Source organism: Hymenobacter sp. YIM 151858-1 (assembly GCF_025979705.1).
Taxonomy (GTDB): Bacteria; Bacteroidota; Bacteroidia; order Cytophagales; family Hymenobacteraceae; genus Solirubrum.
This window is the reverse complement of the sequence record NZ_CP110136.1, coordinates 3,753,830-3,777,220: the sequence shown is the minus strand read 5'-3', so window position 1 is coordinate 3,777,220 and position 23,391 is coordinate 3,753,830. Positions and strand designations below refer to the sequence as shown.

Annotated in this window: 22 protein-coding genes and 1 tRNA gene; 8 read left to right on the top strand and 15 right to left on the bottom strand. The window is 61.7% G+C overall.

The features are described 5' to 3' along the window. The first annotated feature begins 15 nt into the window (after window positions 1-15). Together OIS50_RS16740 and OIS50_RS16735 are read left to right on the top strand one after the other, a co-directional pair. Complete coding sequence (locus OIS50_RS16740) at window positions 16-798, top strand: alpha/beta fold hydrolase (protein ID WP_264691778.1); 783 nt, start codon at window positions 16-18, stop codon at window positions 796-798. Window positions 799-825: 27 nt separating this feature from the next. Then, window positions 826-1,536 carry an SAM-dependent methyltransferase gene (locus tag OIS50_RS16735; protein ID WP_264691777.1) on the top strand — a complete coding sequence of 237 codons (711 nt, stop codon included), beginning with the start codon at window positions 826-828 and terminating at the stop codon, window positions 1,534-1,536. Window positions 1,537-1,671: 135 nt separating this feature from the next. On the opposite strand, the gene feoB is transcribed toward OIS50_RS16735, so the two are convergent. Both feoB and OIS50_RS16725 read right to left on the bottom strand, forming a co-directional pair. Continuing rightward, on the bottom strand, window positions 1,672-3,852 hold the full coding sequence (gene feoB / locus OIS50_RS16730) for a ferrous iron transport protein B (protein ID WP_264691776.1): 2,181 nt from the start codon (window positions 3,850-3,852) through the stop codon (window positions 1,672-1,674). A gap of 11 nt (window positions 3,853-3,863) precedes the next feature. Continuing rightward, entirely contained in the window at window positions 3,864-4,121 is a 258-nt protein-coding gene (locus OIS50_RS16725; RefSeq protein WP_078063199.1) for a FeoA family protein, read from the bottom strand. 191 nt (window positions 4,122-4,312) lie between these two features. On the opposite strand from OIS50_RS16725, the gene OIS50_RS16720 reads away from it, so the two are divergent. Further along, entirely contained in the window at window positions 4,313-5,212 is a 900-nt protein-coding gene (locus OIS50_RS16720; RefSeq protein ID WP_264691775.1) for a carboxypeptidase-like regulatory domain-containing protein, read from the top strand. A gap of 126 nt (window positions 5,213-5,338) precedes the next feature. Here OIS50_RS16720 and OIS50_RS16715 read toward each other — a convergent pair whose 3' ends face one another. Both OIS50_RS16715 and OIS50_RS16710 read right to left on the bottom strand, forming a co-directional pair. Continuing rightward, window positions 5,339-5,992 (bottom strand): OmpA family protein, encoded by a 654-nt coding sequence (locus OIS50_RS16715; RefSeq protein WP_264691773.1) that lies wholly within the window; start codon window positions 5,990-5,992, stop codon window positions 5,339-5,341. Window positions 5,993-6,057: 65 nt separating this feature from the next. Continuing rightward, window positions 6,058-8,556, bottom strand: a complete 2,499-nt coding sequence (locus OIS50_RS16710; protein WP_264691772.1) for a bifunctional UDP-N-acetylmuramoyl-tripeptide:D-alanyl-D-alanine ligase/alanine racemase — start codon at window positions 8,554-8,556, stop codon at window positions 6,058-6,060. Window positions 8,557-8,715: 159 nt separating this feature from the next. Here OIS50_RS16710 and OIS50_RS16705 point away from each other — a divergent pair, with 159 nt between their 5' ends. After that, entirely contained in the window at window positions 8,716-9,654 is a 939-nt protein-coding gene (locus OIS50_RS16705; protein ID WP_264691771.1) for an EamA family transporter, read from the top strand. Window positions 9,655-9,664: 10 nt separating this feature from the next. On the opposite strand, the gene OIS50_RS16700 is transcribed toward OIS50_RS16705, so the two are convergent. Both OIS50_RS16700 and OIS50_RS16695 read right to left on the bottom strand, forming a co-directional pair. Beyond that, window positions 9,665-12,274 carry a DUF5686 and carboxypeptidase regulatory-like domain-containing protein gene (locus OIS50_RS16700; protein ID WP_264691770.1) on the bottom strand — a complete coding sequence of 870 codons (2,610 nt, stop codon included), beginning with the start codon at window positions 12,272-12,274 and terminating at the stop codon, window positions 9,665-9,667. A 135-nt stretch (window positions 12,275-12,409) separates the two neighbouring features. Beyond that, the gene (locus OIS50_RS16695) at window positions 12,410-13,285 is read right to left on the bottom strand and encodes a DMT family transporter (protein WP_413616971.1); all 876 of its coding nucleotides are present in this window, start codon (window positions 13,283-13,285) and stop codon (window positions 12,410-12,412) included. 369 nt (window positions 13,286-13,654) lie between these two features. Between OIS50_RS16695 and OIS50_RS16690 the strand changes: the two genes are divergently transcribed. Then, complete coding sequence (locus OIS50_RS16690; RefSeq protein ID WP_264691768.1) at window positions 13,655-14,146, top strand: regulatory protein RecX; 492 nt, start codon at window positions 13,655-13,657, stop codon at window positions 14,144-14,146. Window positions 14,147-14,267: 121 nt separating this feature from the next. Beyond that, window positions 14,268-14,438 carry a hypothetical protein gene (locus OIS50_RS16685; RefSeq protein WP_264691767.1) on the top strand — a complete coding sequence of 57 codons (171 nt, stop codon included), beginning with the start codon at window positions 14,268-14,270 and terminating at the stop codon, window positions 14,436-14,438. 92 nt (window positions 14,439-14,530) lie between these two features. On the opposite strand, the gene OIS50_RS16680 is transcribed toward OIS50_RS16685, so the two are convergent. The 7 genes from OIS50_RS16680 to OIS50_RS16650 all read right to left on the bottom strand — a co-directional run bounded on the left by OIS50_RS16680 (window position 14,531) and on the right by OIS50_RS16650 (window position 21,239). Further along, window positions 14,531-15,061 (bottom strand): cupin domain-containing protein, encoded by a 531-nt coding sequence (locus OIS50_RS16680; RefSeq protein ID WP_264691766.1) that lies wholly within the window; start codon window positions 15,059-15,061, stop codon window positions 14,531-14,533. 131 nt (window positions 15,062-15,192) lie between these two features. Then, entirely contained in the window at window positions 15,193-15,822 is a 630-nt protein-coding gene (locus tag OIS50_RS16675; RefSeq protein WP_264691765.1) for a DUF4230 domain-containing protein, read from the bottom strand. A gap of 32 nt (window positions 15,823-15,854) precedes the next feature. Next, entirely contained in the window at window positions 15,855-16,787 is a 933-nt protein-coding gene (locus OIS50_RS16670) for a 1-aminocyclopropane-1-carboxylate deaminase/D-cysteine desulfhydrase (protein ID WP_264691763.1), read from the bottom strand. Between the two features lie 117 nt (window positions 16,788-16,904). Next, window positions 16,905-19,478, bottom strand: coding sequence for a YfhO family protein (locus OIS50_RS16665; RefSeq protein WP_264691762.1), 2,574 nt, complete (start codon window positions 19,476-19,478; stop codon window positions 16,905-16,907). Window positions 19,479-19,617: 139 nt separating this feature from the next. Further along, window positions 19,618-19,911, bottom strand: a complete 294-nt coding sequence (locus OIS50_RS16660) for a DUF4834 family protein (protein WP_264691761.1) — start codon at window positions 19,909-19,911, stop codon at window positions 19,618-19,620. Further along, window positions 19,911-20,681, bottom strand: coding sequence for an FkbM family methyltransferase (locus OIS50_RS16655; RefSeq protein ID WP_264691760.1), 771 nt, complete (start codon window positions 20,679-20,681; stop codon window positions 19,911-19,913). Before OIS50_RS16655 ends, OIS50_RS16660 begins: the two co-directional genes overlap by 1 nt. Before the next feature lie 93 nt (window positions 20,682-20,774). Further along, entirely contained in the window at window positions 20,775-21,239 is a 465-nt protein-coding gene (locus OIS50_RS16650) for a hypothetical protein (RefSeq protein WP_264691759.1), read from the bottom strand. Window positions 21,240-21,407: 168 nt separating this feature from the next. Between OIS50_RS16650 and OIS50_RS16645 the strand changes: the two genes are divergently transcribed. Then, a tRNA-Thr gene (locus OIS50_RS16645) sits at window positions 21,408-21,483 on the top strand. 71 nt (window positions 21,484-21,554) lie between these two features. On the opposite strand, the gene OIS50_RS16640 is transcribed toward OIS50_RS16645, so the two are convergent. Together OIS50_RS16640 and OIS50_RS16635 are read right to left on the bottom strand one after the other, a co-directional pair. After that, window positions 21,555-21,824, bottom strand: a complete 270-nt coding sequence (locus OIS50_RS16640; RefSeq protein ID WP_059071936.1) for a hypothetical protein — start codon at window positions 21,822-21,824, stop codon at window positions 21,555-21,557. A gap of 181 nt (window positions 21,825-22,005) precedes the next feature. Continuing rightward, on the bottom strand, window positions 22,006-22,413 hold the full coding sequence (locus tag OIS50_RS16635; protein WP_264691758.1) for a hypothetical protein: 408 nt from the start codon (window positions 22,411-22,413) through the stop codon (window positions 22,006-22,008). Between the two features lie 299 nt (window positions 22,414-22,712). Here OIS50_RS16635 and OIS50_RS16630 point away from each other — a divergent pair, with 299 nt between their 5' ends. Further along, window positions 22,713-23,312 carry a C40 family peptidase gene (locus tag OIS50_RS16630; RefSeq protein ID WP_264691757.1) on the top strand — a complete coding sequence of 200 codons (600 nt, stop codon included), beginning with the start codon at window positions 22,713-22,715 and terminating at the stop codon, window positions 23,310-23,312. The last annotated feature ends 79 nt before the right edge of the window (window positions 23,313-23,391 follow it).

Here is a 23,391-nt window from a genome sequence, read left to right as displayed (position 1 = left end):
ACCTTTACGCCCGCTATGCAACTACATTACCGCGAACAAGGCCAGGGCCACCCGCTCGTTATTCTGCACGGACTGTTTGGCACGCTTGATAACTGGCAAAGCCTGGCGCGCCGCTGGGCCGAGCACTTCCGCGTTATTGCCGTCGATTTGCGCAACCACGGCCGCTCGCCCCACGCCCCCGAGCACAGCTACGAGCTGATGGCCCAGGATGTGCTGGAGCTGTTCGACCACCTAGGGCTCGACGGCAGCCAGCTTACCCTGCTGGGCCACAGCATGGGCGGCAAAGTAGCCATGCGCCTGGCCCTCAGCCACCCCGAGCGGCTGGCCCGGCTGGTGGTGCTCGATATTGCCCCGCGCTTCAGCGACATGCGCCACCAGGACGATATTCTGGCCGGCCTGCACGCCGTGGACCTAGGCAAACTCGAAAACCGCCAGCAAGCCGACGAGGCGTTATCGCAGCACATCCGCTGGCCCGATGTGCGCCAGTTTCTGCTCAAGAACCTCTACCGCCGCGACGACAACTCCTTTGCCTGGCGCCCCAACCTGGCCGCCCTCACAGCCGAGATGGAAGCCATCGGCGCCGAAATCACGGCCGAAACGCCTTTCCTGAAGCCCACGCTGTTTATCCGCGGCGGCAAATCCGACTACATCAGCACCGAGGACAAGCTTTACCACATTCCGCAGCTGTTTCCCAACTCCGTCGTCGAAACCGTGGTGGATGCCGGCCACTGGGTGCACGCCGAAGCCCACGACAAAGTATTTGAGCTGGTAACCGCTTTTGCCTCGGTCAATTATTAATTCATAATTATTAATTAATAATTACGCTTGAAAGGAACGCTCTACCTCATTCCGACGGTGCTGGCCGACGATACGGCCGCCCGGGTACTGCCCCCTCAAATTGCTGAGCGCGTGGCCGACCTAGGGTATTTCTTGGTCGAGAATGCCCGCACGGCCCGCCGTTTCATCAAGCAAGTAGCCCCGGCGCAGGTAATTGAAGAGCTGCGCATTTCGGTTATCGACAAAGACTCGACCGACGCGCAGGTGCGTGCCGCCTTGGAGCCCCTGCTGAAGCAAGGCATCAGCGCCGGCGTCATCAGCGAGGCCGGCTGCCCCGGCATTGCCGACCCCGGCGCCGCGCTGGCAGGCGAAGCCCACCGCCTGGGTATCCGGGTGGTGCCGCTGGTGGGGCCGTCGTCGCTTTTGCTGGCCCTGATGGGTTCGGGTTTCAACGGGCAAAGCTTTGCTTTTCATGGCTACCTGCCCATCGAGCGGCCGAAGCGCTCCGCTGCCGTGAAGCAACTGGAGCGCCAGGCCTTGGCCCAGCACCAAACGCAGCTGTTCATCGAAACGCCGTACCGCAACATGCAGCTGCTGGAAGATTTGCTCGCGCAACTCCAGCCCAGTACCCGCCTGTGTGTGGCCGCCAACCTTACGGCGCCCAACGAGTACCTGCGCACCGACACCGTGGCCGGCTGGAAGAAGGCCCCGCTGCCCGATCTGCACAAGCAACCCGCCGTGTTCCTGATCGGCACGTAGGAGCGCGTTGCACGCGCCCGCTTTTTGCGCGGATTTGTGCAAACGAAAAGCCCGAGCCATTAGCTGGCTCGGGCTTTTCGTTTGAATTACACCTAGGGAAACCGGTAGCCCGGCGGGTGCGTGCTACGTGCGCCCCTACTTGAGCACCTGGTACACCAGCAGCGACATTACGTAGGCCAGGCCCGACATATACCCCAGCTGCAGCAGCGGCCACTTCCAGCCTTTGGTTTCGCGGTAAGTGGTGGCCAGGGTGCTCACGCATTGCATGGCAAACACGTAAAACACCAGCAGCGAAGCCGCCCGGGCCGGCGTGAAGAACGGCTGACCGAACTCGTCTTTTTCGGCGCGCAGTTTTTCCTGTACCGTGCTCATGTCGGCATCCTGCCCCACGCTGTAAATCGTCGACATGGTGCCCACGAACACCTCGCGCGCGGCAAACGAGGTAAGCAGGGCTATGCTCACTTTCCAGTCGAAACCCAGGGGGCGCACCGCCGGCTCGATGGTACGGCCAAACACCCCGGCATACGAGCTTTCGAGCTTGTGCGAAGCAATTAGGTTATCGGTTTGCTCGGGCGTGAGTTGCTGCCGCGCGGCCTCGGCACGGGCCTGCTGCTCGGCCCGACCTAGGGAGTCGCCGGGGCCGTAGGAGGCCAGCACCCACACCAGCACCGAAATGGCCACGATGATTTTACCTGCCTGAAACACGAATGCCTTCACTTTCTCCACGATGGTCAGGCCCACGTTTTTCCAGCGCGGCCAGCGGTACACCGGAAACTCCATGATGAAGAAGCTGCGTTCCTTGGCCCGCAGCAGCGTTTTTAAGGCCCAAGCCGAAAGCACTGCCGACACAAATCCCAAGAGGTAAAGCCCCATCAGGGCCACGCCCTGCAGGTTGAAGATACCTAGGACGGTACGCTCGGGCACCACCAGCGCCACCAGCACCGTGTACACCGGAATGCGCGCCGAGCACGACATCAGCGGCACTACAAAAATGGTGATGATGCGGTCTTTCCAGTTCTCGATGGTGCGTGCGCTCATGATGGCCGGCACGGCGCAAGCCATACCCGAAATCAGGGGCACCACGCTTTTGCCGTTCAGCCCAAACTTGCGCATGATCTTGTCCATCATGAACGTGACGCGCGCCATGTAGCCCGACTCTTCGAGCACGGCAATGAACGCGAAGAGCAGCGCAATCTGCGGGATAAACATCAGCACCCCGCCCAAGCCGGCAATAATACCGTCGGAAAGCAGGTCGACGAGTGGGCCCTCGCCCAAGGTTTTTACCTGCCCACCCAGCCAGGCTACGCCCTGGTCGATGAGGTCCATGGGCAGCTCGGCCCAGGCGAAAATGGCCTGGAAGAGCAGGAACAGGATGCTAAGGAAAATCAGGTAGCCCCACACTTTGTGCGTGAGCACCCGGTCTATCTTGTTGCTGTACGACTCGTTTTTCTCGGCCCGCGTTACGCGTACCACATCAAGCAGCAGCTCCGAAATGCGGGCGTACCGGTCGATGGTTTCCTGGGCTTGCAAGGCCACCGAGTCGAAGCCGTATTGCTGCCGCAGCTCGTGGATGTACGCCTTATCATCGGCCGACAAAAACTTCAGTCGCTCGTACTGGTGCGCGTAGTGCAGCGCCAGGTAATCGTTGTGCAGGTTGAAGTAGTAGCGAATCTGCCGGATCATCGGCAGCAGCTCGTCGGTGGCTTCGAAGAACGTTTGGCTGGGCGGGCCCAGCTCCTGCGCCATCACGATTTTGAGCGCCGTTACGCCCACGCCTTTGCGGGCATTCATCGGGATGACGGGCACCCCCAGTTGCTGCTGCAGCTCGGCCACGTCGATCTGAACACCGTGCTGCTCGGCCGTGTCCATCATGTTCAGGGCCAGCACCATGGGCAGTTGCAGATCGGCCAGCTGCGTAAACAGCAACAGGTTGCGCTTCAGGTTGGAAGCGTCGGCCGTAACCACCACAAAGTCGGGGTACTCGCTGGAGGCGCGGTCGTAGAGCAAGTCGGTGATGACTTTCTCGTCAAGGCTCTTCGGGTAGAGCGAATACGTACCGGGCAGGTCGATGATTTCGGCCCGGTGGTGGGCCGTAAGCTGCGCCACGCCGGTTTTGCGGTCGACGGTTACGCCCGGAAAGTTGCCCACCTTCTGGTTAAGCCCCGTCAGCTGATTAAACAGCGACGACTTGCCCGAGTTGGGGTTGCCAATCAGGGCGATGCGCGTATGGCGCTCCGCTACTGACCGGGTGGCAGCTACTGCTGCGCCTGGCTGGCCCTGCTTCGGGTCAGGAGTTAATACTGCCGCACTCGCCATCCGCCGAAGCGTTAATCCTTTAGCATGATTGTAGCCGCTTCGCTTACTCGCAACGACAGCGTATATTCGCCGTCGACGTGCAAGGTAATGGGGCAACCCAGCGGCGCCCGGCCGCTAAGCGTTACCTGCGTACCCGGTATGCATCCCATCTCCAGGAGCTTAAGTGCCATTTCAGGATCCTTAAGGCAACAGATGGTACCCGTCTCGCCCAAGCGCAGATCTTTAACGCTGCGGGACGTGGTGGCGGAAGCAACAGACAGGGTGGGCACAGGCGGTACGTTTATTTAGACAAGCTATAAACAAAGGTACGCCCCGCAAAGGTTTCCGCCAAAATCAAAGCTTCGTAGCACCAGCTGGTTAGCACTTACCTGGGCCCAAATTGCACTTTTATAAATATTCGAAGGAAGATTGCAGTAACCGTCTAAACTGCTTGTATTTTTGGTTTTATAATCCACCGCTTATGCTCAAACGCCTACTCTTTTTCGTTGCGCTAGGTTGGTTGCTCCCGCAGTTGGTTAGTGCGCAGGATAATCGCATTACAGGCCGCGTGGTTGACGCCAAAACCAAAGAGCCCATCCCCTTTGCCTCTATTGGCCTGAAAGAAGAACAAACCGGTGCGTTGACAAACGAATACGGTTTCTTTCAGATGGCACAGCCGGAGAAAGCCGCCCAAGACTCCCTTATCATCCAGGCCCTGGGCTACATCCGCAAGGCCGTAGCCGTGAAGCGCGGTGCCAAGCTCGAAGACCTCATCGTGGAGGTTACCAAGCGCAACATTGTGCTGGCCGAGGTAAAAGTGGAAGCCGGCAAGGTGAAAAACGCCGACATGGGTGCCCGCAACAACACGCCCGGCGAGGGCATGATTCAGGGCATGCCCGGCAGCCAATACGCTTTCTTCGTGAAGAACGAGAAGGGCAAAAAGCTCGGCATGATCCGCACGGTATCGTTCTACATCGGTGAGCACGGCTTCCCGAAAGAGCCTTTCCGGGTGCGTATCTACAAGAACGACGGCGACTACAACGCCCCCAACACCGACCTGCTCACGGAGAACGTGGTGGTATCGGCGCCGGGCGGTGGCGCTTGGTTCACCATCGACATGACGCCCTACAACATCATGGCGCCCGACGAAGGATTCTTCGTGGCAATGGAGTGGATTGTGTCGGGCGACAAGTTCTACACCACCAACTTCATGGATAACTACACGCCTTACGGCCAGATCATGAAGCCCACCTTCGAGTTCAAGGAAAGCCGCACCTGGACGTACTCCATGGGCAAAGGCTGGAGCCTGATTACCATGTCGAACGGCACGGGTCTGCGCTACAACGCCATGATCAAGGCCGAGGTCGACGTTTACAAGTAATAGCTGCTGCCAGCCGGCGTTTTACCTCGCCCGTTGCTCGTCAGCCAATCAACAGAAAGGCCGGTTTCCTGCAGGAAACCGGCCTTTCTGTTGGGCACCTGTACCTGGGGCAACCACAGGCCCGGCTTAGCTGTTGCGCACCGCAATTTCGACGCGGCGGTTTTGCTGACGGCCTGTAGCCGTGGCGTTCGAGGCGGCCGGTGCCGCTTCGCCCATTGGCTCCAGGCTCACGCGGCTGGCATCCACCTTGCCGTTTTTCACCAGCCAGTTTTTCACGGCTTCGGCGCGCTGGGCACTCAGCTCTTTGTTGTAGTTTTTGTCGCCGCGCGAGTCCGTAAAACCCATGATGCGGACATCTTTGCCACCGAAGCGCTTGCCGATGGAGGCCGAAATTTGCTCCAGAGCATTTTTGGCCGAAGGCTTGAGCTCGGCTTTGTCGGTATCGAAGAACACCTTCTCGTCAACCGAGTACACGCTGTACCGGTCGTTGCCGCGCACTTCAACATCGGGCAGCGTTACTTCCTCGTAGCGCACGTTGGGCAGGTCTACGTCGAGGTCCCAGTTATCGGGGTCTACGGCAGCACCGGCCTGGTCGGCAGCGTTTTCGACGGAGGCAGCAGCACCGGCGGCGGCATCGGCGGCGGTTTTGCCGTCGCGGTACACCACGGCGGTGTCCTGGGTGGCTTCCTGCGGTTCGTCTTTGGCTTGGGGCTTATTGAGGTCGTTGCAGGCCGTGAACAAGGCCATACCGGCCATCAGGGAAAGGATCTGTTTTTTCATGGGTGTGGTTGGGAGTGTGGGCTGCATACGCACACACCACAACCTGTGTTGGTCAGCCCTTAGCCCTACTCCGAAACAAACACCCGTTTTACCCTTTCGCTGACGTTGGTGAGCAGCTCGTACGGAATGGTGCCGATGCAGGCTGCCAGCTCGGTGAGGGGCAGCTCTTCGCCGAATACCACGGCCGTATCGCCCTCCTGCACCCCGGGTATGTTCGTCACGTCGGCCATGCACATATCCATGCATACGTTGCCGACAATTGGTGCCCGTTGGCCACGGATAACCACAGCCCCTGCCCCGCGCGAAAAGCGCCGGTCGTAGCCATCGGCGTAGCCAATGGCCAAAGTGGCAATGCGCCGGTTGTGGTCGGCGGCCTCGCCGCGGCGGCCGTAGCCTACGGTTTCGCCGGCGGGCACGGTTTTCAGCTGCGACACGGTGGTGCGCAGCGTGCTTACCGGGCGAAGCGCCGTTGGGTTGAGCCCGGCAGCCTCTACCCCGTACAAGCCAATGCCCAGGCGCACCATATCGAACTGGGCTTCCGGGAAGCGCATGATGCCCGGTGAGTTCAACGCGTGCTTGATAACGGTGTAACCCAGGGCCGTTTCGAGGCGGGCGGCCATGCGCTGGAAGGCCGCCAGCTGCCGGTGCGAAAAGCTGTTGTGCTGCTCTTCGTCGGCGCCGGCCAGGTGGGTGAGGGCGCTGGCCACGCGCAGCGTGCCAGCGTGCTGCTGCAGCAAAGGCAGCAGCTCACCTAGGTCGGCTTCGTCGAAGCCCAGGCGCCGCATGCCGGTATCGAGCTTGAGGTGAACCGGCGGCAACGGACCATCCTGCGCGGCCAGCAGGTACTCGCGCAAGCGGGCAAACGAATAGATTTCGGGCTCGAGGTGGTACTGCCGAAGCAAGGCAAACGAATCGGGCGAGGGATTCATCACCATAATCGGCAACGAAATGCCGTGCTCGCGCAGCTGCACGCCTTCGTCGGTATAGGCCACGGCGAGGTAATCGACGCGGTGAAACTCCAGCAGGTTGGCTACTTCGTACGAACCGCTGCCGTAGGCAAACGCCTTTACCATTACCATGAGGCGGGTACCGGGCTGCAGGCGGGCGCGGTAGTAGTTGAGGTTGTGCACCAAAGCATCGAGGTTTACCTCCAGCACCGTGCCGTGGATCTTGCGTTGGAAAGCTGCTACCACCCGCTCGAAGCCGAAGCGGCGGGCGCCTTTTACCAGAATGGTTTCGTGGCGGAAATGGTCGGGGTGAAACCAGGCGAGCAGCGCGTCGGTGTCGGCAAAGAACTGCGCCTCGGGCACGGCCGCTTGCAGCAGGGTTTGGTGCTGGCCGATTTCGGGCCCCACGGCCAGCACGCGCTGCACGCGGTGCTGCTGCGCCAGCTGCGCCACTTGCCGGTACAGCTCGGCGGCGGGCAGGCCCGATTCGAGCAAATCGGACAGGATGAGGGTGCGGCGGCCGCGGCGCGGCTGCCGACCTAGGGCATCGAGGGCGAGGTCGAGGCCGGCCAGGTCGTTGTTGTAGGTGTCGTCGAGGATGTAGCAGTCGTGAATGGCCTGCTTCATTTCGAGGCGCATGGCCACGGGCTGCAGGCGCAACAGGCGGCGTTGCAGCTCGGCGGCCGGCAAGCCGCGCCACAACAGCACGGCCACGCAATGCATGGCGTTTTCGACGGAAGGCTCGTCGGCGAAGGGCAACGTAAATGCGTGCGTGTGCCCTAGGTACTGCACGTGCGCCAGCGGCTGCTGGGGGTCGGCACCCGGTTCGAGCTGCACGTGCACCTGGGCTCCGGGCGCCCCGCGGCGCGACCAGCTAAAGCGCAGCACGTGCGCGGGCAACTGCGCTGCGGCAGCGTGCACCTCGGCGTGGTCGCGGCAGTAAAACAGGGTGTCGACGCCCGCAAACAGCTGCGCCTTTTCGGCCGCTTTTTCGGCGTGCGAGGCAAAGCCGGCGTCGTGCGCCGATCCCAGGTTGGTAAACACACCTAGGGTTGGCTGAATGACCTGCGCGAGGCGTGCCATTTCGCCGCGCTCCGAAATGCCCGCTTCAAAAATGCCCAGCGTGTGGGCCGGCCGCAGCTCCCACACGCTCAGCGGCACGCCTACTTGGGAGTTGTAGCTGCGCGGCGAGCGGCAGATAAGCTCGTCGGGGCTGAGCAGTTGGGCCAGCCACTCCTTCACGATGGTTTTGCCGTTGGAGCCCGTGATGCCTACCACCGGGATGCTGAACTGCGCGCGGTGCTCTGCCGCCATGCGCTGCAACGCGGCCAGGCTATCGGGCACCAACACAAAGCCCGCTTCGGGGTAATCGGCCAGCGTTCCGGGCAGCAGCTCGGCTTTGTCGATCAGGAACAGGCGCACCCCACGCTGGTACAGCTCGGGCAGGTACTGATGGCCATCGTGGTGGGGGCCGCGCAGCGCCACAAACAAGGTGCCGGCGGCCTGGGCCATGCGGCGGCTATCGAGCAACAAGTGAAGCACCGGGGCGGCAACCTCAAAAGGCGCCTGAAGCAGCGTACCGCCCGTAAGTGCCGGCAGATGGGAGAAGGTGAGCATAGCAGCGCAAAGGTAGAGCCCGCACGCGGCCATTTCACCCAGGCACCCGCGCCGGCGCTTCGCCGGGTTTAGTTTACACGCATTCAGAATATTGCCTCCGCAACCGGTTATCTTTGCGGTCTTTTTCGGCGCGCCACCTAGGCGCATACGCTTACCGGCTTGAAACCATCCCGCTTTCATACGGCCGCACTGGCCGCTTACCTTATCTGGGGCTTCTTCCCGATTCCGCTGCGCCTGCTTGCGGGCTACGCCAGCGGCCAGATTCTCTATTTCCGAGTAGTGCTGGCCTTGCTGTTGCTGGCGGCCATTTTGCTGATTGGCCGGCGCAATGCCTTGCAGCAAACCTGGCAGCAATACCGCACGGCGGTGCCGGCCGAGCGGCGCCGCATGCTTGGCCTGACGGCCCTAGGTGGTATGCTGCTCACCATCAACTGGCTGCTGTTCATCTACGTGGTCAACCACGTAAGCGTGCAGGCCGGCTCGTTTGCCTACCTGCTTTGCCCCATTCTGACGGCCTTGCTGGGTTGGGCCGTGCTGGGCGAGCGGCTGCGGCCGGTGCAGGGCGCAGCCATTGCCATCAGCCTGGTCAGCTGCGGCCTGCTGGCTACGGGCGACCTGCAAACCGTGGGCATGAGCTTGCTTGTGGCCCTGAGCTACGCCAGCTACCTGATTACCCAACGCGTGCTGCGCCACTACGATAAGCTGGTGCTGTTGGGCTTGCAGCTGCTGCTGGCCACCGCGGTGCTCGTGCCGCTGGCCGGGCCCCTGGGTGCCGCCCCCGCCGCGGGCTTCGCCGATACGCGCCTGCTACTGATTGTGGGCCTGCTGAGCGCAGGTTTTACAGTGCTGCCCCTGTTCCTGAACTTGTTTGCCCTAGGTGGTTTGTCGTCGGGCACGGTAGGCATCCTGATGTACCTGAACCCGCTGGTGTCGTTTCTGCTGGCGTTTCTGTACTTCGGCGAGTCGGCAGCGGCCAACCAGGTAATTGCCTACGGGCTGATTGTGGTATCGGTGCTGCTGTACAACTGGCCGGCCAGGCGCCAGCCCCTGGCAACCGAAGCAGCGCCCGAGCCCGAGCAAGCTACGCGCGTGGCCTAGGGCTGATGGCTTAAAAACCGAAGCCCAGGCGCAAGCCCTGCTCAAGCTTCCGGCCCGACTGCAGCGCCGTGAAGTAATCGATGCGCCCGAACTTGAAGAAGTGCTCGATGCCTACGCCCAGCTCCACGTAGTGACCGGCGGCGGCCGTGCGCAGGTAGTTTACGGTGCCCACTTCCTGCCACTTCAGGCGCTTCAGCAAGGGTATTTTGTTCAGGAAGAAACCGTTGAAGTGGTGGTCGTAGTGGGCCTCCACAAACGTGCGGCGCGTGCTGTAGCGGTAGTAGTCGAGCAACTGAAAGCGCGAGAAATCGGCGGCAAAGCGCGTGAGGTTGCCCGAGAAATGGCGGTAATCCATGAAGGCCAGCTGGGGGGCGCCCAAAAAGCCGCCCACGTTGGCGTAGTAGTTACTGGTGCCCAGCAGGCCTAAGTTCAGGCTTTGCCGCACGCCCGCCTCCAGCATAGTGTAGCGCACGTCGCTGAAGTTCCCGATGCCCCACCCCTGGCGCCAGGTAGCCCGAAACACGGGGTAGCGCGAACCCAGGTTGATGCGGCCGTCGGGCCGGCTGATGTAGCGCTGCCCCGGCTGGTAGCTCAGCCACACCTCCGAACCTAGGGCGCGGCTGCGCCCAAAACCGGCGCCCTGCGGCAGCTCGGCCGCCACGGGCTGGTTGGGCGTGAAAGCCCGGCCCGGAATGTCGTTGAGCAAATCGATGGTGGCGTTCTGCAGCTCGCGGCGGTCGAAGTAGCTGATGGCGCCGCGCACCGTTAGGCCGTTGAGCACCTCGCGCAGGTAGCCCACTTCGGCTCCGCGGCGCTGGTAGTACTTGGCAAAATTGCGGTTGCGCAGCAGCGTGTACGAGGTGTTGATGGCCGGCGTGAGCTGCGAGTTCGGGTCGAAGTTCTCGACGGTGCGGCCCACCACCACCTGCAGGCGGGCGGTGCGCGCGGGGTCGTGCTGCCAGTTCAGCTCCACGGAAGGACTGAAAAGCCGGGCCTCGGTGCCGTAGCGCAACGAGGGCGTGAGCCAGAAGCGGCGGCGGTCGTCGGTGGAGCGGGTGTAGGTGAACTGCGGGTTCACGATGGTGCCCTCTACGGTGCTGTATTGCAGAATGTTGAACAGCGGCGCTACGTAGAACTGCTCCTTGCGGTGCGAGCGGCTGTAGGTGTAGCCCGTCAGCATAAAGCTCTTGGCATCGAACTTATTGCGGATGCGGTCGAGCGAATCCTGGTAGGGCTTGGAGTTGCGCACCACTTCGGTGCTGTCCTTCACGCGGTAGTCGCGCTTTTCTTCGTCGGTGAGCGGCACGGGCCGCACCTGGGCCCAGTAGCTGCTGTCGCGCTCGTTCACGCCTTTTTCAACCCGCAGCACTTCGTGCTTGCCCATTTTCTCCACCTCCAGCGCGCCTGCTTGCCGCGCCAGCGAATCGACGGCGGCCGCGCCCGTGCGCTTGCTCTGGCGCTTTACCTGCCGCGTAAGCGCGCGCACCGTGGCGCGCTGCTGCTTGGCCTCGGCTACGGTTTCGGCGTGGGCGGGCTCGTTGGTAGCGGGTGCCGGGGCCTGGGCAGGCACCGGCCGGTTGGCGTAGGTAGGCGTAACGCGGTAGCTCGAGTACACGGCCGTGAGGTAGGCATTGCCCTTGAACCCAAACGCCGAGTACGTGGCCGTAAGCTTCTGCGACTGCATCACCCACACATGCGGAACACCGGGCGCAGGTGCATAAATCTGGTCGATGCGCACGTCGTCGACGTAGTCCAGCTGGGCATCCTTGTTCAGCGTGAGCGACACCGAGTGCAAGCGCCACGTGCCCTCGATAACGTAGATATGGCCGGCAAATACCGGGTCGGTGCGGCGGCGCGGCGTTACCCTGATTTTGTGCACCATTTGGCCGTTTTGCTGCGTGGTGCCCTCGAGGGTGTACTGGTAGAACAGAAACGCGTTGGGCGCAATGGGCGACACAAACCCGCGCTCCGAAAACAGCTTCAGCACGGGGTTGTAAAAGCTCAGGCCGCGGCCCGCACCGGCGCGGTTCAGGCTGAAGGCTTTGGCGTCGCCGCTGACCCGGGAGGATAGCATCCGCTCGCGCACCACGTTGGGTTGCTGAAACGCCACTTCCGATACCGACTCCGACAGATAGATGATGCCCGGCTTCAGATCGGGGCCGGTTTTGAACAGACCCAGGATGCGGCTAGGCGCTTCGTTGAGGCGGGCCAGGGCTTTGACGTAGGTACGCGCCGTAAAAGCAGCTACCTCGCGCCGGTGGTAGCTGCGCCAATCGATGGCGTGCTGCACGATGGCGTAGGCGGGGTCTTTGTCTTTGGCCCGCACCACCACCTCGCGCAGCTGGTAGTTTTCGGGCGTGAGGGTTACGTTGAGCGTGGTTACGGTGTCGCCGCCGGCTACGCGCACGGCTTCCACGTGAGGCTTAAAGCCGACGTACTGAAACACCAGCTCGTAGCGGCCGGCGGCCAGCGGCAATTGGTAATTGCCCTGCTCGTTGGAGGCTGTGCTGGTGCTGGTGCCCTTCACGGCCACATTGGCAAACGCCAGCACCTCGCCTTTGGGGTCGGTAATGCGCCCCCGGATAACGCCGGCCCGCAGCCCCAGCGGCGCCAGCAACACACACCACAAACAAAAGCAACAAACCAGGTACTGACGACGCATAGCAGGCAACATAATGCTCTTCTCTTCGGCGGGGAAGATACAGCTAAGAGTGCCGCGGCAGTAGCGGCGTTGCCTGGGTCAGCAAATTTTGGCCTACCCGCGCACGGCTTCGCCCTCCACGGCATCGGGCTCGGGCGTGGGCGCCTGCGTGCGCCGGGCGTGCCGGGCCAGGTACCACGAGTTCAGCAGCACGCCGGCCAGCACCAACGCCATGCCCACGTAGGCGCCCGGCGGAAAGGCCTCGCCGAAGAACACGTAGCCGAGACCTAGGGCGTACAGAATACCGATGTAGTTGAGGTTGGCTACGCTGGCGAGGCGCTCGGCCTGGTAGGCTTTCGTCATGTACACCTGCGCGCCTTGGGTAAGCACCCCGGTCAGTAGCAGCCACAGCCAATCGAGCCCTTGCGGCGTTTGCCAGTTGAACAGGCAAAAGGCAGCCGAGATGGGCAACGCCACCATCGGAAAGTAAAACACTATTACCAGCGGGTGCTCTTTGCCCTTGAGCCGGCGGATGGAGTTGTAGCTGAACCCCGAAAACACCGCCGACAGCACGCCCAACCCTAACCACATGGGCTCCACGCGGGTATCCACGCCTTCGGCCCAGATAACGCCCGCAAACGAGAGCAGGAAAAACGCCCACTGCCAGGGCAGCACCCGCTCCTTTACTACGAAGATGCCGATGATGGCCGTGAAGATGGGCGCCAGGTATTGCACCGTTACGGCGGTGGCCAAGGGCATGCGCTGCAACGTGAAAAAGTACAGCATCAGGGCCATGGCGCCGGTGGTGCCGCGGGCTATCAGGAAGAAGTGGTTGGAGCCCCACGGCCGGATGCGCAGGGCCCGCAGCGTTAGGTAGCTCAGCAACACCGACATAGCCGACCGAAACAGGATAATTTCCATAGCCGGCAAGTGCTTCAGCAGCTTCACGCACACGTTCATCAGCGCAAAGCAAAGCGTGGAAACAAGCATGTACCGGGCCCCGCGACTTAATAGCATAGCGCCAAGAAAAAAGAGAAAGGCCGCAAAGGTCTGTGCAAATCGGCGGAGTACGAAATAGGCACTATTCGGGTATTTTAATTGCTTAATATTGTGCGTAATGTGGGCAAAACGTGCTATCTTGCCCCAGCTGAATCGAAGAACCTTTGCCTTCCTTTTTGGTTTCAGTTTTTGGATTCAACTTGTTTATGTGAGCGAACAGCCGCCGCCTCCTGGGCGGCGGCTGTTTTTTTGCCCGGCTTGGCCAAAAGCCTACCGCGCACCTAGGGTTGCAGCCTGCCCCGGGCATTGTACGTAAGCGCACCTAGGGCAAGGCACCTGCCTGCTTATTTTGCTTGAGTAATGGAAGACGCTTCGCGCAAACGCAAAACCTACACGCCCGGCGAGGCCCTGCAGAAAATAGCCGCGTACTGCGCCTATCAGGAGCGCAGCCACCGCGAGGTAGAGGACAAGCTGCGCAGCTACGGCCTCGACGAAGAGGAGGCCGGCGAAATCATCATCCGGTTGGTACGCGAAAAGCTGCTCGACGAGGAGCGCTTTGCCCGCTCGTTTGTGCGCGGCAAGTACCGCCTCAAGAAATGGGGCCGCCGCCGCATTCGGCTCGAGCTGAAGCAGCGCCACATTTCGGAGTTCTGCATCAAAGCCGGCATGAGCGAAATCGACGGCGACGAGTACTACCAGAACCTGCGCGAGCTGCTCGAGAAGAAGAACGCGCTCGAAAAGGAAAGCCACCCGCTGAAGCGCCGGCAAAAGCTGATGGCTTACGCTACCCAGAAAGGCTACGAGTCCGACCTGATTCAGGACGCCCTAGGTGAAGTACTGGCCGACGACTAGCGGCACCAGTGCAGCGCATCAGCCAAAGCACCAGCCCGGCCGTATACCCCGGTAAAGCCGCTGCTACCTAGCTCTCCTAGGTTACGGCAGTGGCTTGCTGTACCTCTACCCCGCTGCTCCTATGGCTAAGCTCCGCAAAAAAGCGCTAAAAGTGCTGCGCAAAGAAGTGCGCCGCCTGCTCCGCAAAGAAGGCCCCGAAGTAATTGTGGGCGTGGTTACCGGCGTGCTCTCGAATCTGTTTACGGAACTCGCCGGCAAGAGAAAAAAACGCAAGAAGGTAGCAGCCGGCTAGCTGCCCTAGGTTGCTAACACGCGCGAGCCGCGCCGGCGCACACGTGTGCGCCGGCGCGGCTCGCGGGCGTTGATACCAATGCTATGCTGCGCCTAAAACTGCTGCACGCCAAACTTGCTGGCTGCGGCTTGCAGCGTGGCGCGGTCGGGGGTGGCCCGAAGGCCGGGCGCAATCATGCCGCGCTCGGGCTTGGATAGCTCGCGGTAGTACTGCTCGCCGCCACCGGGCGTAATCAGCAGCAGCGCCCGCGCCTGGCCCGATACTACGTGGCAGGCGTGGCGCAAGCCGCGCGGCAGGTGCACGGCGTCGCCGGGGCCGGCCTCAATCACCTCGTTGCCTACTTCGAAGCGCATGGCGCCTTCGAGCAGGTAAAACGTTTCCGATTCGTTGTGGTGCAGGTGCGGGGGCAAATCCATACAGCGCTGCATAGTTACATCGAGCAGGGCAAACTCGCCGTGGGTTTCGCGCGAGGTAGCCAAGGGCTTTGCGCAGATGCCGGCAAACTCCCAGGTTTCGGCGGTGGCAGTGCGGCCCACAAACGGCACCCCGGTGGGCATGAGTGGCGTTTGCCAGTCCGTGTCGGTGGAGAAGAGTTGCGCAACGGTGGGGGCTTTGGTTTCCATAGCTGATAAGAGGTTAGGCGGGTGACTACCTAAAGCTACAGCGCCCAATTGCCCGATGCCACTTTTCAGGCTCGCATAATAATGTGATACAGCTAGTTAGCTTATCAATCACAAACCAATAAGCGGTTGAGCTACTGCAGCCGCCCACGTTGCGGCGGTGCGGTTTGCTGGGTTAGCACCACGCGGCGGCCGGTGAGGGTTTCGAGCATGGGCCGCAAAATCTGCTCGGCGTTTTGCTGGGTTTGCGCCAAAATGCCCGACTGCAACGCGGCGCGGCGCACGTTCTGCTCGGCGTACTTGTAGCCCTCGTCAACCAGCGCGGCATCTTGCAGCAGAGCATTTTCGGTATCGTACACGCGGCTTTGGGAGTGGTCGATGCGCCAGGTGCACAGCTCGGGCGCAGGCAAGGCCACGCGCACCACCGAGTCGCCTTCGAACACCACATCCAACGCGCCTACCTTACGCAGATCAACGCAGCCGATGGCCTCGCCGGCCACAATAAGGGCCACTTTGGCATCGGGCAGAAAACGGTAGGTGCTTTTGCGGTACTCCACCACATCCTTAAAGCGGTAGCGCACCAGCTCCAGCTTACCCAAGCCCTCGATCTTCTCGAGCACGGTGTTGTGCGTTACGGTTACGCGCGGCGCGGGCTCCACCAATGGGTTCAGGTCGCGCAGGCTCGGGGCTACTTTCTTCCACAGAAACCAACCCAGCGCAACCAAAAACAGCAAAGGCACCAAGCGCCGCAGCAAAAGCATCATGAGCGTTGAGGAACGAGGTCGACAATACCAGGCTATACGGAACCCGGCGCCCGCACGCCGAAGCGCTGCTGAAACCCGGCCCAACCCTGCAGGCCGCCGGTATGCACGGCTACCACGGTACTGCCCGCGGCAAAGTAGCCTTCCTCAATCAGTTGCAACACGCCGTAAAGCAGCTTGCCTGTATACACCGGGTCGAGCACTACGTGGTGGCGTTGGTAGAAGCTATGGATAAAGGCCAGCAGCGGCTCGGAATACTTGGCGTAGCCTCCGAAGTGCGCCGTCGTATGCAGATGCCAGTTGCTGAACTCTTCCCCCACTGCCACCTGGGTAAGGTTGTTGACATCGTCGCGCAGGAAATCGGCGCCCTTTAGGGCTGCCACGCCTAGGGCCTTCCGCTGCCCGCCCAGGCCCACGAGCAAGCCGGCCAGCGTACCGCCGGTGCCGCAGGCCAGGGCCAAGGTGTCGAAAGCTTCTTGGGCAGCATCGAGCTCCGTTACCAGCTCGGCGCAACCGCGTAAGGCCAACGTGTTGGTGCCGCCTTCGGGCACTACGTAGGCTGGCCCTAGGTGCGCCACTAGCTCGGCAACCCAGGCAGCATCGTGCCGCTGCCGGTACGCCTCGCGGCTGATGAAGTGCAGCCGCATGCCATCGGCCTGGCACTGCTGCAGCGTGGGGCTAAGCTCGGGGGCGGCCTCGCCGCGAACCACGCCAATGGTACCGAAGCCTTGCAGCCGACCGGCCGCGGCCACTGCGGCCAGGTGGTTGGAGTACGCGCCGCCAAACGTAAGCAGCGTGCTATGCCCTAGGTGCCGCGCCTCGAGCAGGTTGTACTTGAGCTTGCGCCACTTGTTGCCCGGCAGCTCCGGGTGCAGCAGATCGTCGCGCAGCAGGCGCAGGCGCACGCCGCGCCGCTCGGCAACGGCCTCGGGCAAATCGAGCAGAATGGGCGGTGCTGGCTGGGGCATAGCTCCTGCAAAGGAAACACAAGCCGCCGACCTAGGGCCGCCACGTGCTGGCTGAAAACAACACTGCCACTGCTCCGGGCCGGAACAGTGGCAGTTCGCTGTATGCGCTGGCGTTACCTATGCGGCAATTAGCTCGTCGCGCGCAGCTTCGGGCTCGGGCGTGGGCTTGCGGCGCACGGCGTACACCACGGCCCCAATCAGCACCCCAAACAACAGCAGCGACGACACCAGCGACACCGTGTTGCCAATGGCGTACTCCTTCGGCTCGAACTTAAACTCGAGGGTGTGTTGGCCGGCGGGCACTTGCATGGCGCGCAGCACGTAGTTGGCCCGCACGTGCGGCACGGGCTTGCCGTCGAGGTAGGCGTTCCAACCTTCGGGGTAGTAGATTTCGGAGAACACCACGAAGCCTTCTTGCGCGGCATTCACGCTGTACTTCAGCTCGTTGGGCGAGTAGTTGGTAAGCGTGATGCTGGAGCCCGCGGCGTTGTAGCTGGTTTTGTTCTGCGGAAACTTGCTTACATCAACAATGGCCGTGTTCACGGGGTCGAAGTTGCTGAGCGCGGCCATTTCCTGGTCGGCGTTCTGCACCGGCTGAATGGTGCTTACAAACCACGCGTTGCCGAGGGCACCGGGGTTGCGCTGGGCCACGGGCTGCCCCTGCTGATCCTGCGTGATGACGTAGCGCGCGTTGAGCATGCTCAGGATGCGCGGGTTGTTCTGCGAAATCTGCCGCTCGATCAGGTCCTGGTACCGGCGCAGCTTGGCGCCGTGGTAGCCCCCGATGCTCTTGTGGAAGTACGAAGTTTGGGCCTCGTTGAAGGGGTTGCTGAGGTTGAGCACGCGGTAGTGCAGCGTGGGGTCGGCAAGGATTTGCGAATCGGCGCGCGAGGGCACAAACTGCTGCGCTACGGTTTCGTTCTGGAAGCTGCTTTCGCCCAGGTAACGCTTATCCACGGCCCACAGGTCGATGAGCGTGAGCAGGGCTACAATGCCAGCGGCTACCGTCATGGTCAGCTTGCGGTTCAGGTAGAACCACAGCACCCCGGCCGTAGCCACGATGAAGAACAGCGAGCGGAGCACATCGGCGCGCATGAGGGCAGCGCGGTCTTGGCGCAAGGCATCAATCGGAAAACCCTGCTGCTGCAGCTGGCTGTCGATGGGCGAAGCAAAGTCGGCACCTAGGCCGAAGATGAACGCCAGCACGCAAATGCCGGCCGTAATGCCCGTGGCCAGCAGCAGCTTGCGGCGCAGCTCGGCGGTTTCGGGGCTATCGGCAGCGGCCATGGTGGGCAGCTTGGGGTGGGCGGCCGGCGCCGCCGCAGCCGGGCGGTTGCGTAGCACGCGGGCCAGAGCCAGCACGGCCAGCAGCGGCATGGCCAACTGCGCAATTACCAACGCCATCGACACCGACCGGAACTTGTTGTAGCCCGGGAAGTAGTCGAACATCAAGTCGTTGAAGGTGGCGAAGTTCTTGCCCCAGGCCAGCAGAATCGACAGGATGGTGCCCACCAGCAGCCAAACGCGCGTGCGGCGGTCGGCCACAAACAAGCCCAGCACAAACAGCAAGCACACCACCGCGCCCATGTACACGGGGCCGCTGGTAATGGGCTGGTCGCCCCAGTAGGTAGGCATGCCCGCGAGGTACTGCTCGAGCTGCACGGGCGGCACACCTAGGCCCGTCAGGGCCTTGCCGGTGTTCGAGTCGTCGTCGAGTGTGCCTTGCGAGGCGCCGCCGTAGTAGTTGGGGATCAGCAGCGTAATGGTTTCGCCCACGCCGTAGCTCCAGTTGAAGGCGTAGTCGCGGTCGAGGCCGCCGCCTTCGCCATCGGCTGCGGGAGCGGCAGCTTGCTCGCCCGGAGCGGCAGGTGCGGGCGTCGTCAGCTCCGATTTACCCCGGATGCTGTACTTGGTGTAGGTAGCCGTGGTGTAGAGGCGGCCGAAGCTTACGCCCACGGCCAGCAGGGCACCCACCGCCAGCAGAGCCGTACGCTGGAAGAAATCGGGCAGGCGCTTTTCGCGCGCCGCAAAAATCAGCTCCACCACCCCAAACACCAGCACCAGCAGCAGCAGGTAGTAAGTAATCTGCAGGTGGTTGGCCCGGATGTTCATCGTCAGACCTAGGGCAAACAAGGCCGCGCCAAGCAGCCGCTGCCGGCGGAACGTAACCAGCAAGCCGGCCAGCACCAGCGGCGCATACGCCAGGGCGTACGACTTGGAGTTGTGCCCCGCGGCCAGAATAATGAGGTTGTAGCTCGTGAAACCCAGCGCAATGGCGCCCACCAGCGCTACCAACGGCCGCATGCCCAAAAAGGCAAACAGCAGGTAGCCGCAAAACAGGGCGGCAAACAGGTTGGCCGCCACCGCCGGCAGCCCCACCGTGAACACGTAGTTCAGGTACACCGATAAGTCGCCGGGAAAGCGGGTACTGATCAGGTACGTGGGCATGCCCGAGAACATGGAATTCGTCCAGAGGGCTTCCTGGCCAGTTTGCTGCCGGTAGGTAAGCGCCTCGCGGGCACTGCCATTGAACTGCACGATGTCGTGCTGGGCCAGGGTTTTGCCCCCGAACACAATGGGCGAGAAATACAGAACGGCCAGCACGAGCAGGAAGGCTACGGCTAGCAGGTGCGGCAGCAAACGGCGGCCCCACGAGGGTGCTGTTGGCGCGGGCGATTCGACAGCGGGCATGTACGGTAGCTGGTAGTAAGTAGGCGGTAAGGCAGGGGGCAGGCCACAGCACCCAGGGCGCGCGGCACACCACCCCCACAAGCATAAAAAAGCCCGGCCGGCAGGCGCCAGCCGGGCTTGAAGCCCGAAGGTAGTCCGATTATTTCACTTCCTCGAAATCGACGTACTCGCCGCCGCGGAAATTCGTATCGGGCTGCCGCTTGCCCGTTGGCGGCACGTAATCGACGCGCACCTGGCCGTTGGGCGTGTTGTGGCCGGGCCCGCCCGAAGGCGAGGGCGGCGCAAACGGATTGCCACCCGGCCCGAACACCACGCCGCCTTTGCGCATCTGCCGCTTCACGAAAGCACCAAGTGCCCAGCGCAGCAGCGTAGGCATCACCAGCCGCAGCACCATCGACACAATAAAGGTTATGAGCAGGAATTTGATGAACATCAGCGGGAAGCGGGGTAGTCGGGTTGAAAGTAAAAGTCGCGGTCGGCGGGTGCCGTCAGCACCTCGTCGGGGCAAGGTACTAACTGCGGCGCGGCGCCCATGGTTTCCAGCACGTAGGGCCGGTAGCCCAATTCGGCCAGCAGGCTAGCCACGCGCTGGCGGTTTTCGAGGCCGTTCAGCTCGGTTTGAATAACGGGCCGGTGCCGCCGTAGCGTATCCTGCATGTGCCGAAATACTTCGTACTCGAAGCCTTCTACGTCGCACTTAATAAAGTCGAGCCGGTCGAAATCAGCCAGTAGCTCGTCGGGCACGCGCATTTCCACGTCGTAGTACTGGCCGTACTGCTCGCCGGGGTTGCTGTCGGTTACTTTGGTCATGCCGTGGTGCAGCAGGCCGTTGCGGGCAGGCGTGCCCATCTTCACCATCGCGTTCTGGCCACCTAGGGCGTAGGGCAGCAGCAGCAGGTTGTCGTAGCCACTCAGCCGTACGTTGTCTTGCCAAATCTGCTGAAACAGCGGCACGGGCTCCACGGCCAGCACCTTGCCTTTTGGCCCTACCAACCGCGACAACGCCACGGAGTAGTATCCCAGGTTCGCGCCGATATCGAGGCACACGTAGCCGGGCTTTACCAGCTTCTCCAGAAAAAACAGCTCGGGGTACTTCGCACGCCCCCACCCCAGTGCCACCAGCCGCAAATACACGTGGCTGGCCAGCCGGATGTAGCGCTCAAAGCCCAACGTGCCAACCAGTAGTTTGCGCAGTGCTTTCATTGCCGGGCAAAGGTAGAGAGGCGGGGTGGTGAAATCGTGAAATGTGTATGCGCTTCGACTTTCACCAAAACCTCACCTCACCATTGCGCGATTTTACCGCTTGCCCAGCCGGCTCCACAGCCGCGACATACCAGCCGCCGCCAAACCACCCAGGGTATACCACGCTACCGTCATCAGCTGGGTTTGCGGGGTGCGGTTGCTAGGCCCATCACCCAAGCCCATGGGGCCCGGCAGCAGCACGCCTCCTACCCCGGCGGCTACACCTAGGGCGGCGCCGCGTATCCAGGCGTCGCGGCCGCTGCCCACCAGGCTGTAGTAGAGGCCGTTCACGAGTAAGTCGCCGGCCATGGTAGTGTTGTACAGGGTTTTGTGGTCGGGCTGGGGTGCATCGGCCGCGGCCAGCAGCTTACGCAGGCCACGCATGCCCAGCACATCCATGCGGGGGGCATCGGGGGTTAGCTCGCGCGCCGTCTGGTGCACCAGTGTTAATGTTATCGAACCTACAAAGCCGCTTACCAGCGCCTGCAGCACATCGTCGGACTGATCGGGAGTAGCCATAGAAACAAAGTTTTGCGGAGCTGAGCAGCCCAGCCGTTGCCTTGCCAAACGCAACGGCCGCGCGGGGGTTATGCAGCCAAGATTTTTTTTCGGGCGAATTGGATGGAGTTAAACCGGCTGTTTATATTTGCAGCCCCGAACGACAGCTACGGCTTGCGCCGGGTAAATGCCTGCTTAGCTCAGTTGGTAGAGCAGCTCATTCGTAATGAGCAGGTCGTTGGTTCGAGTCCAATAGCAGGCTCCACGCACAAAGCGGCCCGTTTCCTTCCGGAAACGGGCCGCTTTGTGTTTTTCAGACCCAGGCGTTGGCCTGGCTTAAGCGTTGCGCTTGTTCATGGCCTTGCTCAGCCAGCTGATGCCGGCCGCCAGGGCCAGGCCACCCACTACTTTTTGGGTAGTGCTCAGCTTGTTTAGCTGACCGGCGGCCGAGTCGCCGAAGTTTTTCAGGGTATTGTTCAGGCCGCCCATCATGTTGCCTTTCTGCGAAGCGGCGGGATTGGCGCTGTTTTCTTGCTGGCCGGGGCGCGAAGAGCTGTTAGCAGTGCCCAGGAAGTCGGTGTTATTGGAGGTGTTTTGCGTAGCCATGTTTTAGGAGTTTGGTATAGTTAAACCATCAGCTGGCGTTACCAGCCTCAGTTACACGCCACTATTCGTAAAATTGGCTCTCGGGGTTTCAAGCGGCGAGCGGCTTTTTGCCTTAGCGTTCAGCTTAAAGCGCGCTGCGCACTGCTGCCCGCCAACTGGTTCTGGTCAGCACCTAGGCCGCTCACACCACCACATCGGGCCGCGCACCCGTTGCCGATGCCGGCTCCGAACCGCCGCGGCCGGGGCCCTTCGGCGGGGCAAGGCCCAGCCATGCGGCTACTTGCGCAGCATCGCGGCGGCCGGCCTCGCGGGCTTCGGCCTCAAAGCGGTTGGCGTAGTACCCCACCCGCGCCGACTCCACCAGGTATTTCCACAGAAAGCCCAGCAGACCATGCTCCTGCACCTGCCGGATGTGGCAAAGCTCGTGCGCTACCCAGGAGGCATCGCGCAGAAAATCGGCGCGCGATACGCCGCTCAAATGAATGGTGCGGCCAAGTACCATAGCCACATTGGCTTGCCTCAGCTTCCAGCGGGCAACGCGGGCCAGCGGCGAGTTTTCGACTATGCGCGGGAGCTTGGGGGTATCCATTGGAAAAAGGGTGCTTATTACGAGCTAATTGACTAAAGGTTAGGCAGCTACGTCGAGCTTTGGCAGCCACCCGAATAGCACATTACGAGGAAAATACGCCATTTTTAGCTCAAAAGCTTGTACGTCTTCTGGTTGGCGGTTAGTTTTACGGTATCGGGGGAGATATAACTTATCCGAACCGGAGTTCAACGAACTGATTTCATCACCTTCTCAAACAGCTGTCTTAGAGAAGAAAAGTACGCCACCCGGCCCGTTAGGGTCGCCGCTCGGGAGCGGAACCAAATCCCACACGACGGACAATGAAGAATACCCTTTTGTGTTGCCTCGCCGCTGTTTCACTGGCTCTTTCTTTTTTCTTTGATTACGTGCCGGATGGCAAAGCCGCTCCGGCGGCGGGCGCTGCGGCTCCCATTGCCGAGGCTTCGTTTCTTTCGTTTCTCGAAGGTGATAACCCCGCCAGCTTCCGCGACTCGCTGAACGTTGGCTACTACTCGCAGGCCTTGGGTATTAAGGCCAGCTACAACGACAACGCCAGCCTGCTGCGCACCATTACCGAGTGGCTAGGCACCCCCTACCGCTTCGGCAGCAACAGCAAAAGCGGCACCGATTGCTCGGGCTTCGTAACCCGCGTGTTTAAGGAGGTATACGGCATCAACCTGGTGCACAGCTCGCGCTCCATGTTCAACAACGTGAAGCGCGTAGGCAAAGACGAGATGCAAACCGGCGACCTGGTATTCTTCCGTCGCGGCCCCGGCCAGCCTATCTACCACGTAGGCATCTACCTGAAAGACGGCAAGTTTGCCCACTCGGCTACGAACGGCGGCGTAATGGTAAGCTCGCTGCAGCAGCCGTACTACCAGCGCAATTTCTACGCGGCCGGCCGCGTCAACGTAAACTAAACCGGGCTTCGCCCAACCAATACGAGAGCCCCTGCCCCACCGGCGGGGGCTTTTTGTTTAGCTGCCTTAATGCTGCCCA

Bases quoted from the DNA above. Each gene is read 5' to 3' on its own strand.
- OIS50_RS16740 (WP_264691778.1), top strand. From the start codon at position 16: ATGCAACTACATTACCGCGAACAAGGCCAGGGCCACCCGCTCGTTATT.
- OIS50_RS16675 (WP_264691765.1), bottom strand. From the start codon at position 15,822: ATGATGCTTTTGCTGCGGCGCTTGGTGCCTTTGCTGTTTTTGGTTGCG.
- OIS50_RS16650 (WP_264691759.1), bottom strand. From the start codon at position 21,239: ATGGCTACTCCCGATCAGTCCGACGATGTGCTGCAGGCGCTGGTAAGC.
- OIS50_RS16695 (WP_413616971.1), bottom strand. From the start codon at position 13,285: ATGCTTGTTTCCACGCTTTGCTTTGCGCTGATGAACGTGTGCGTGAAG.
- OIS50_RS16720 (WP_264691775.1), top strand. From the start codon at position 4,313: ATGCTCAAACGCCTACTCTTTTTCGTTGCGCTAGGTTGGTTGCTCCCG.
- OIS50_RS16715 (WP_264691773.1), bottom strand. From the start codon at position 5,992: ATGAAAAAACAGATCCTTTCCCTGATGGCCGGTATGGCCTTGTTCACG.
- OIS50_RS16670 (WP_264691763.1), bottom strand. From the start codon at position 16,787: ATGCCCCAGCCAGCACCGCCCATTCTGCTCGATTTGCCCGAGGCCGTT.
- OIS50_RS16665 (WP_264691762.1), bottom strand. From the start codon at position 19,478: ATGCCCGCTGTCGAATCGCCCGCGCCAACAGCACCCTCGTGGGGCCGC.
- OIS50_RS16690 (WP_264691768.1), top strand. From the start codon at position 13,655: ATGGAAGACGCTTCGCGCAAACGCAAAACCTACACGCCCGGCGAGGCC.
- OIS50_RS16660 (WP_264691761.1), bottom strand. From the start codon at position 19,911: ATGTTCATCAAATTCCTGCTCATAACCTTTATTGTGTCGATGGTGCTG.
- OIS50_RS16635 (WP_264691758.1), bottom strand. From the start codon at position 22,413: ATGGATACCCCCAAGCTCCCGCGCATAGTCGAAAACTCGCCGCTGGCC.
- feoB (WP_264691776.1), bottom strand. From the start codon at position 3,852: ATGGCGAGTGCGGCAGTATTAACTCCTGACCCGAAGCAGGGCCAGCCA.
- OIS50_RS16710 (WP_264691772.1), bottom strand. From the start codon at position 8,556: ATGCTCACCTTCTCCCATCTGCCGGCACTTACGGGCGGTACGCTGCTT.
- OIS50_RS16630 (WP_264691757.1), top strand. From the start codon at position 22,713: ATGAAGAATACCCTTTTGTGTTGCCTCGCCGCTGTTTCACTGGCTCTT.
- OIS50_RS16655 (WP_264691760.1), bottom strand. From the start codon at position 20,681: ATGAAAGCACTGCGCAAACTACTGGTTGGCACGTTGGGCTTTGAGCGC.
- OIS50_RS16640 (WP_059071936.1), bottom strand. From the start codon at position 21,824: ATGGCTACGCAAAACACCTCCAATAACACCGACTTCCTGGGCACTGCT.
- OIS50_RS16680 (WP_264691766.1), bottom strand. From the start codon at position 15,061: ATGGAAACCAAAGCCCCCACCGTTGCGCAACTCTTCTCCACCGACACG.
- OIS50_RS16685 (WP_264691767.1), top strand. From the start codon at position 14,268: ATGGCTAAGCTCCGCAAAAAAGCGCTAAAAGTGCTGCGCAAAGAAGTG.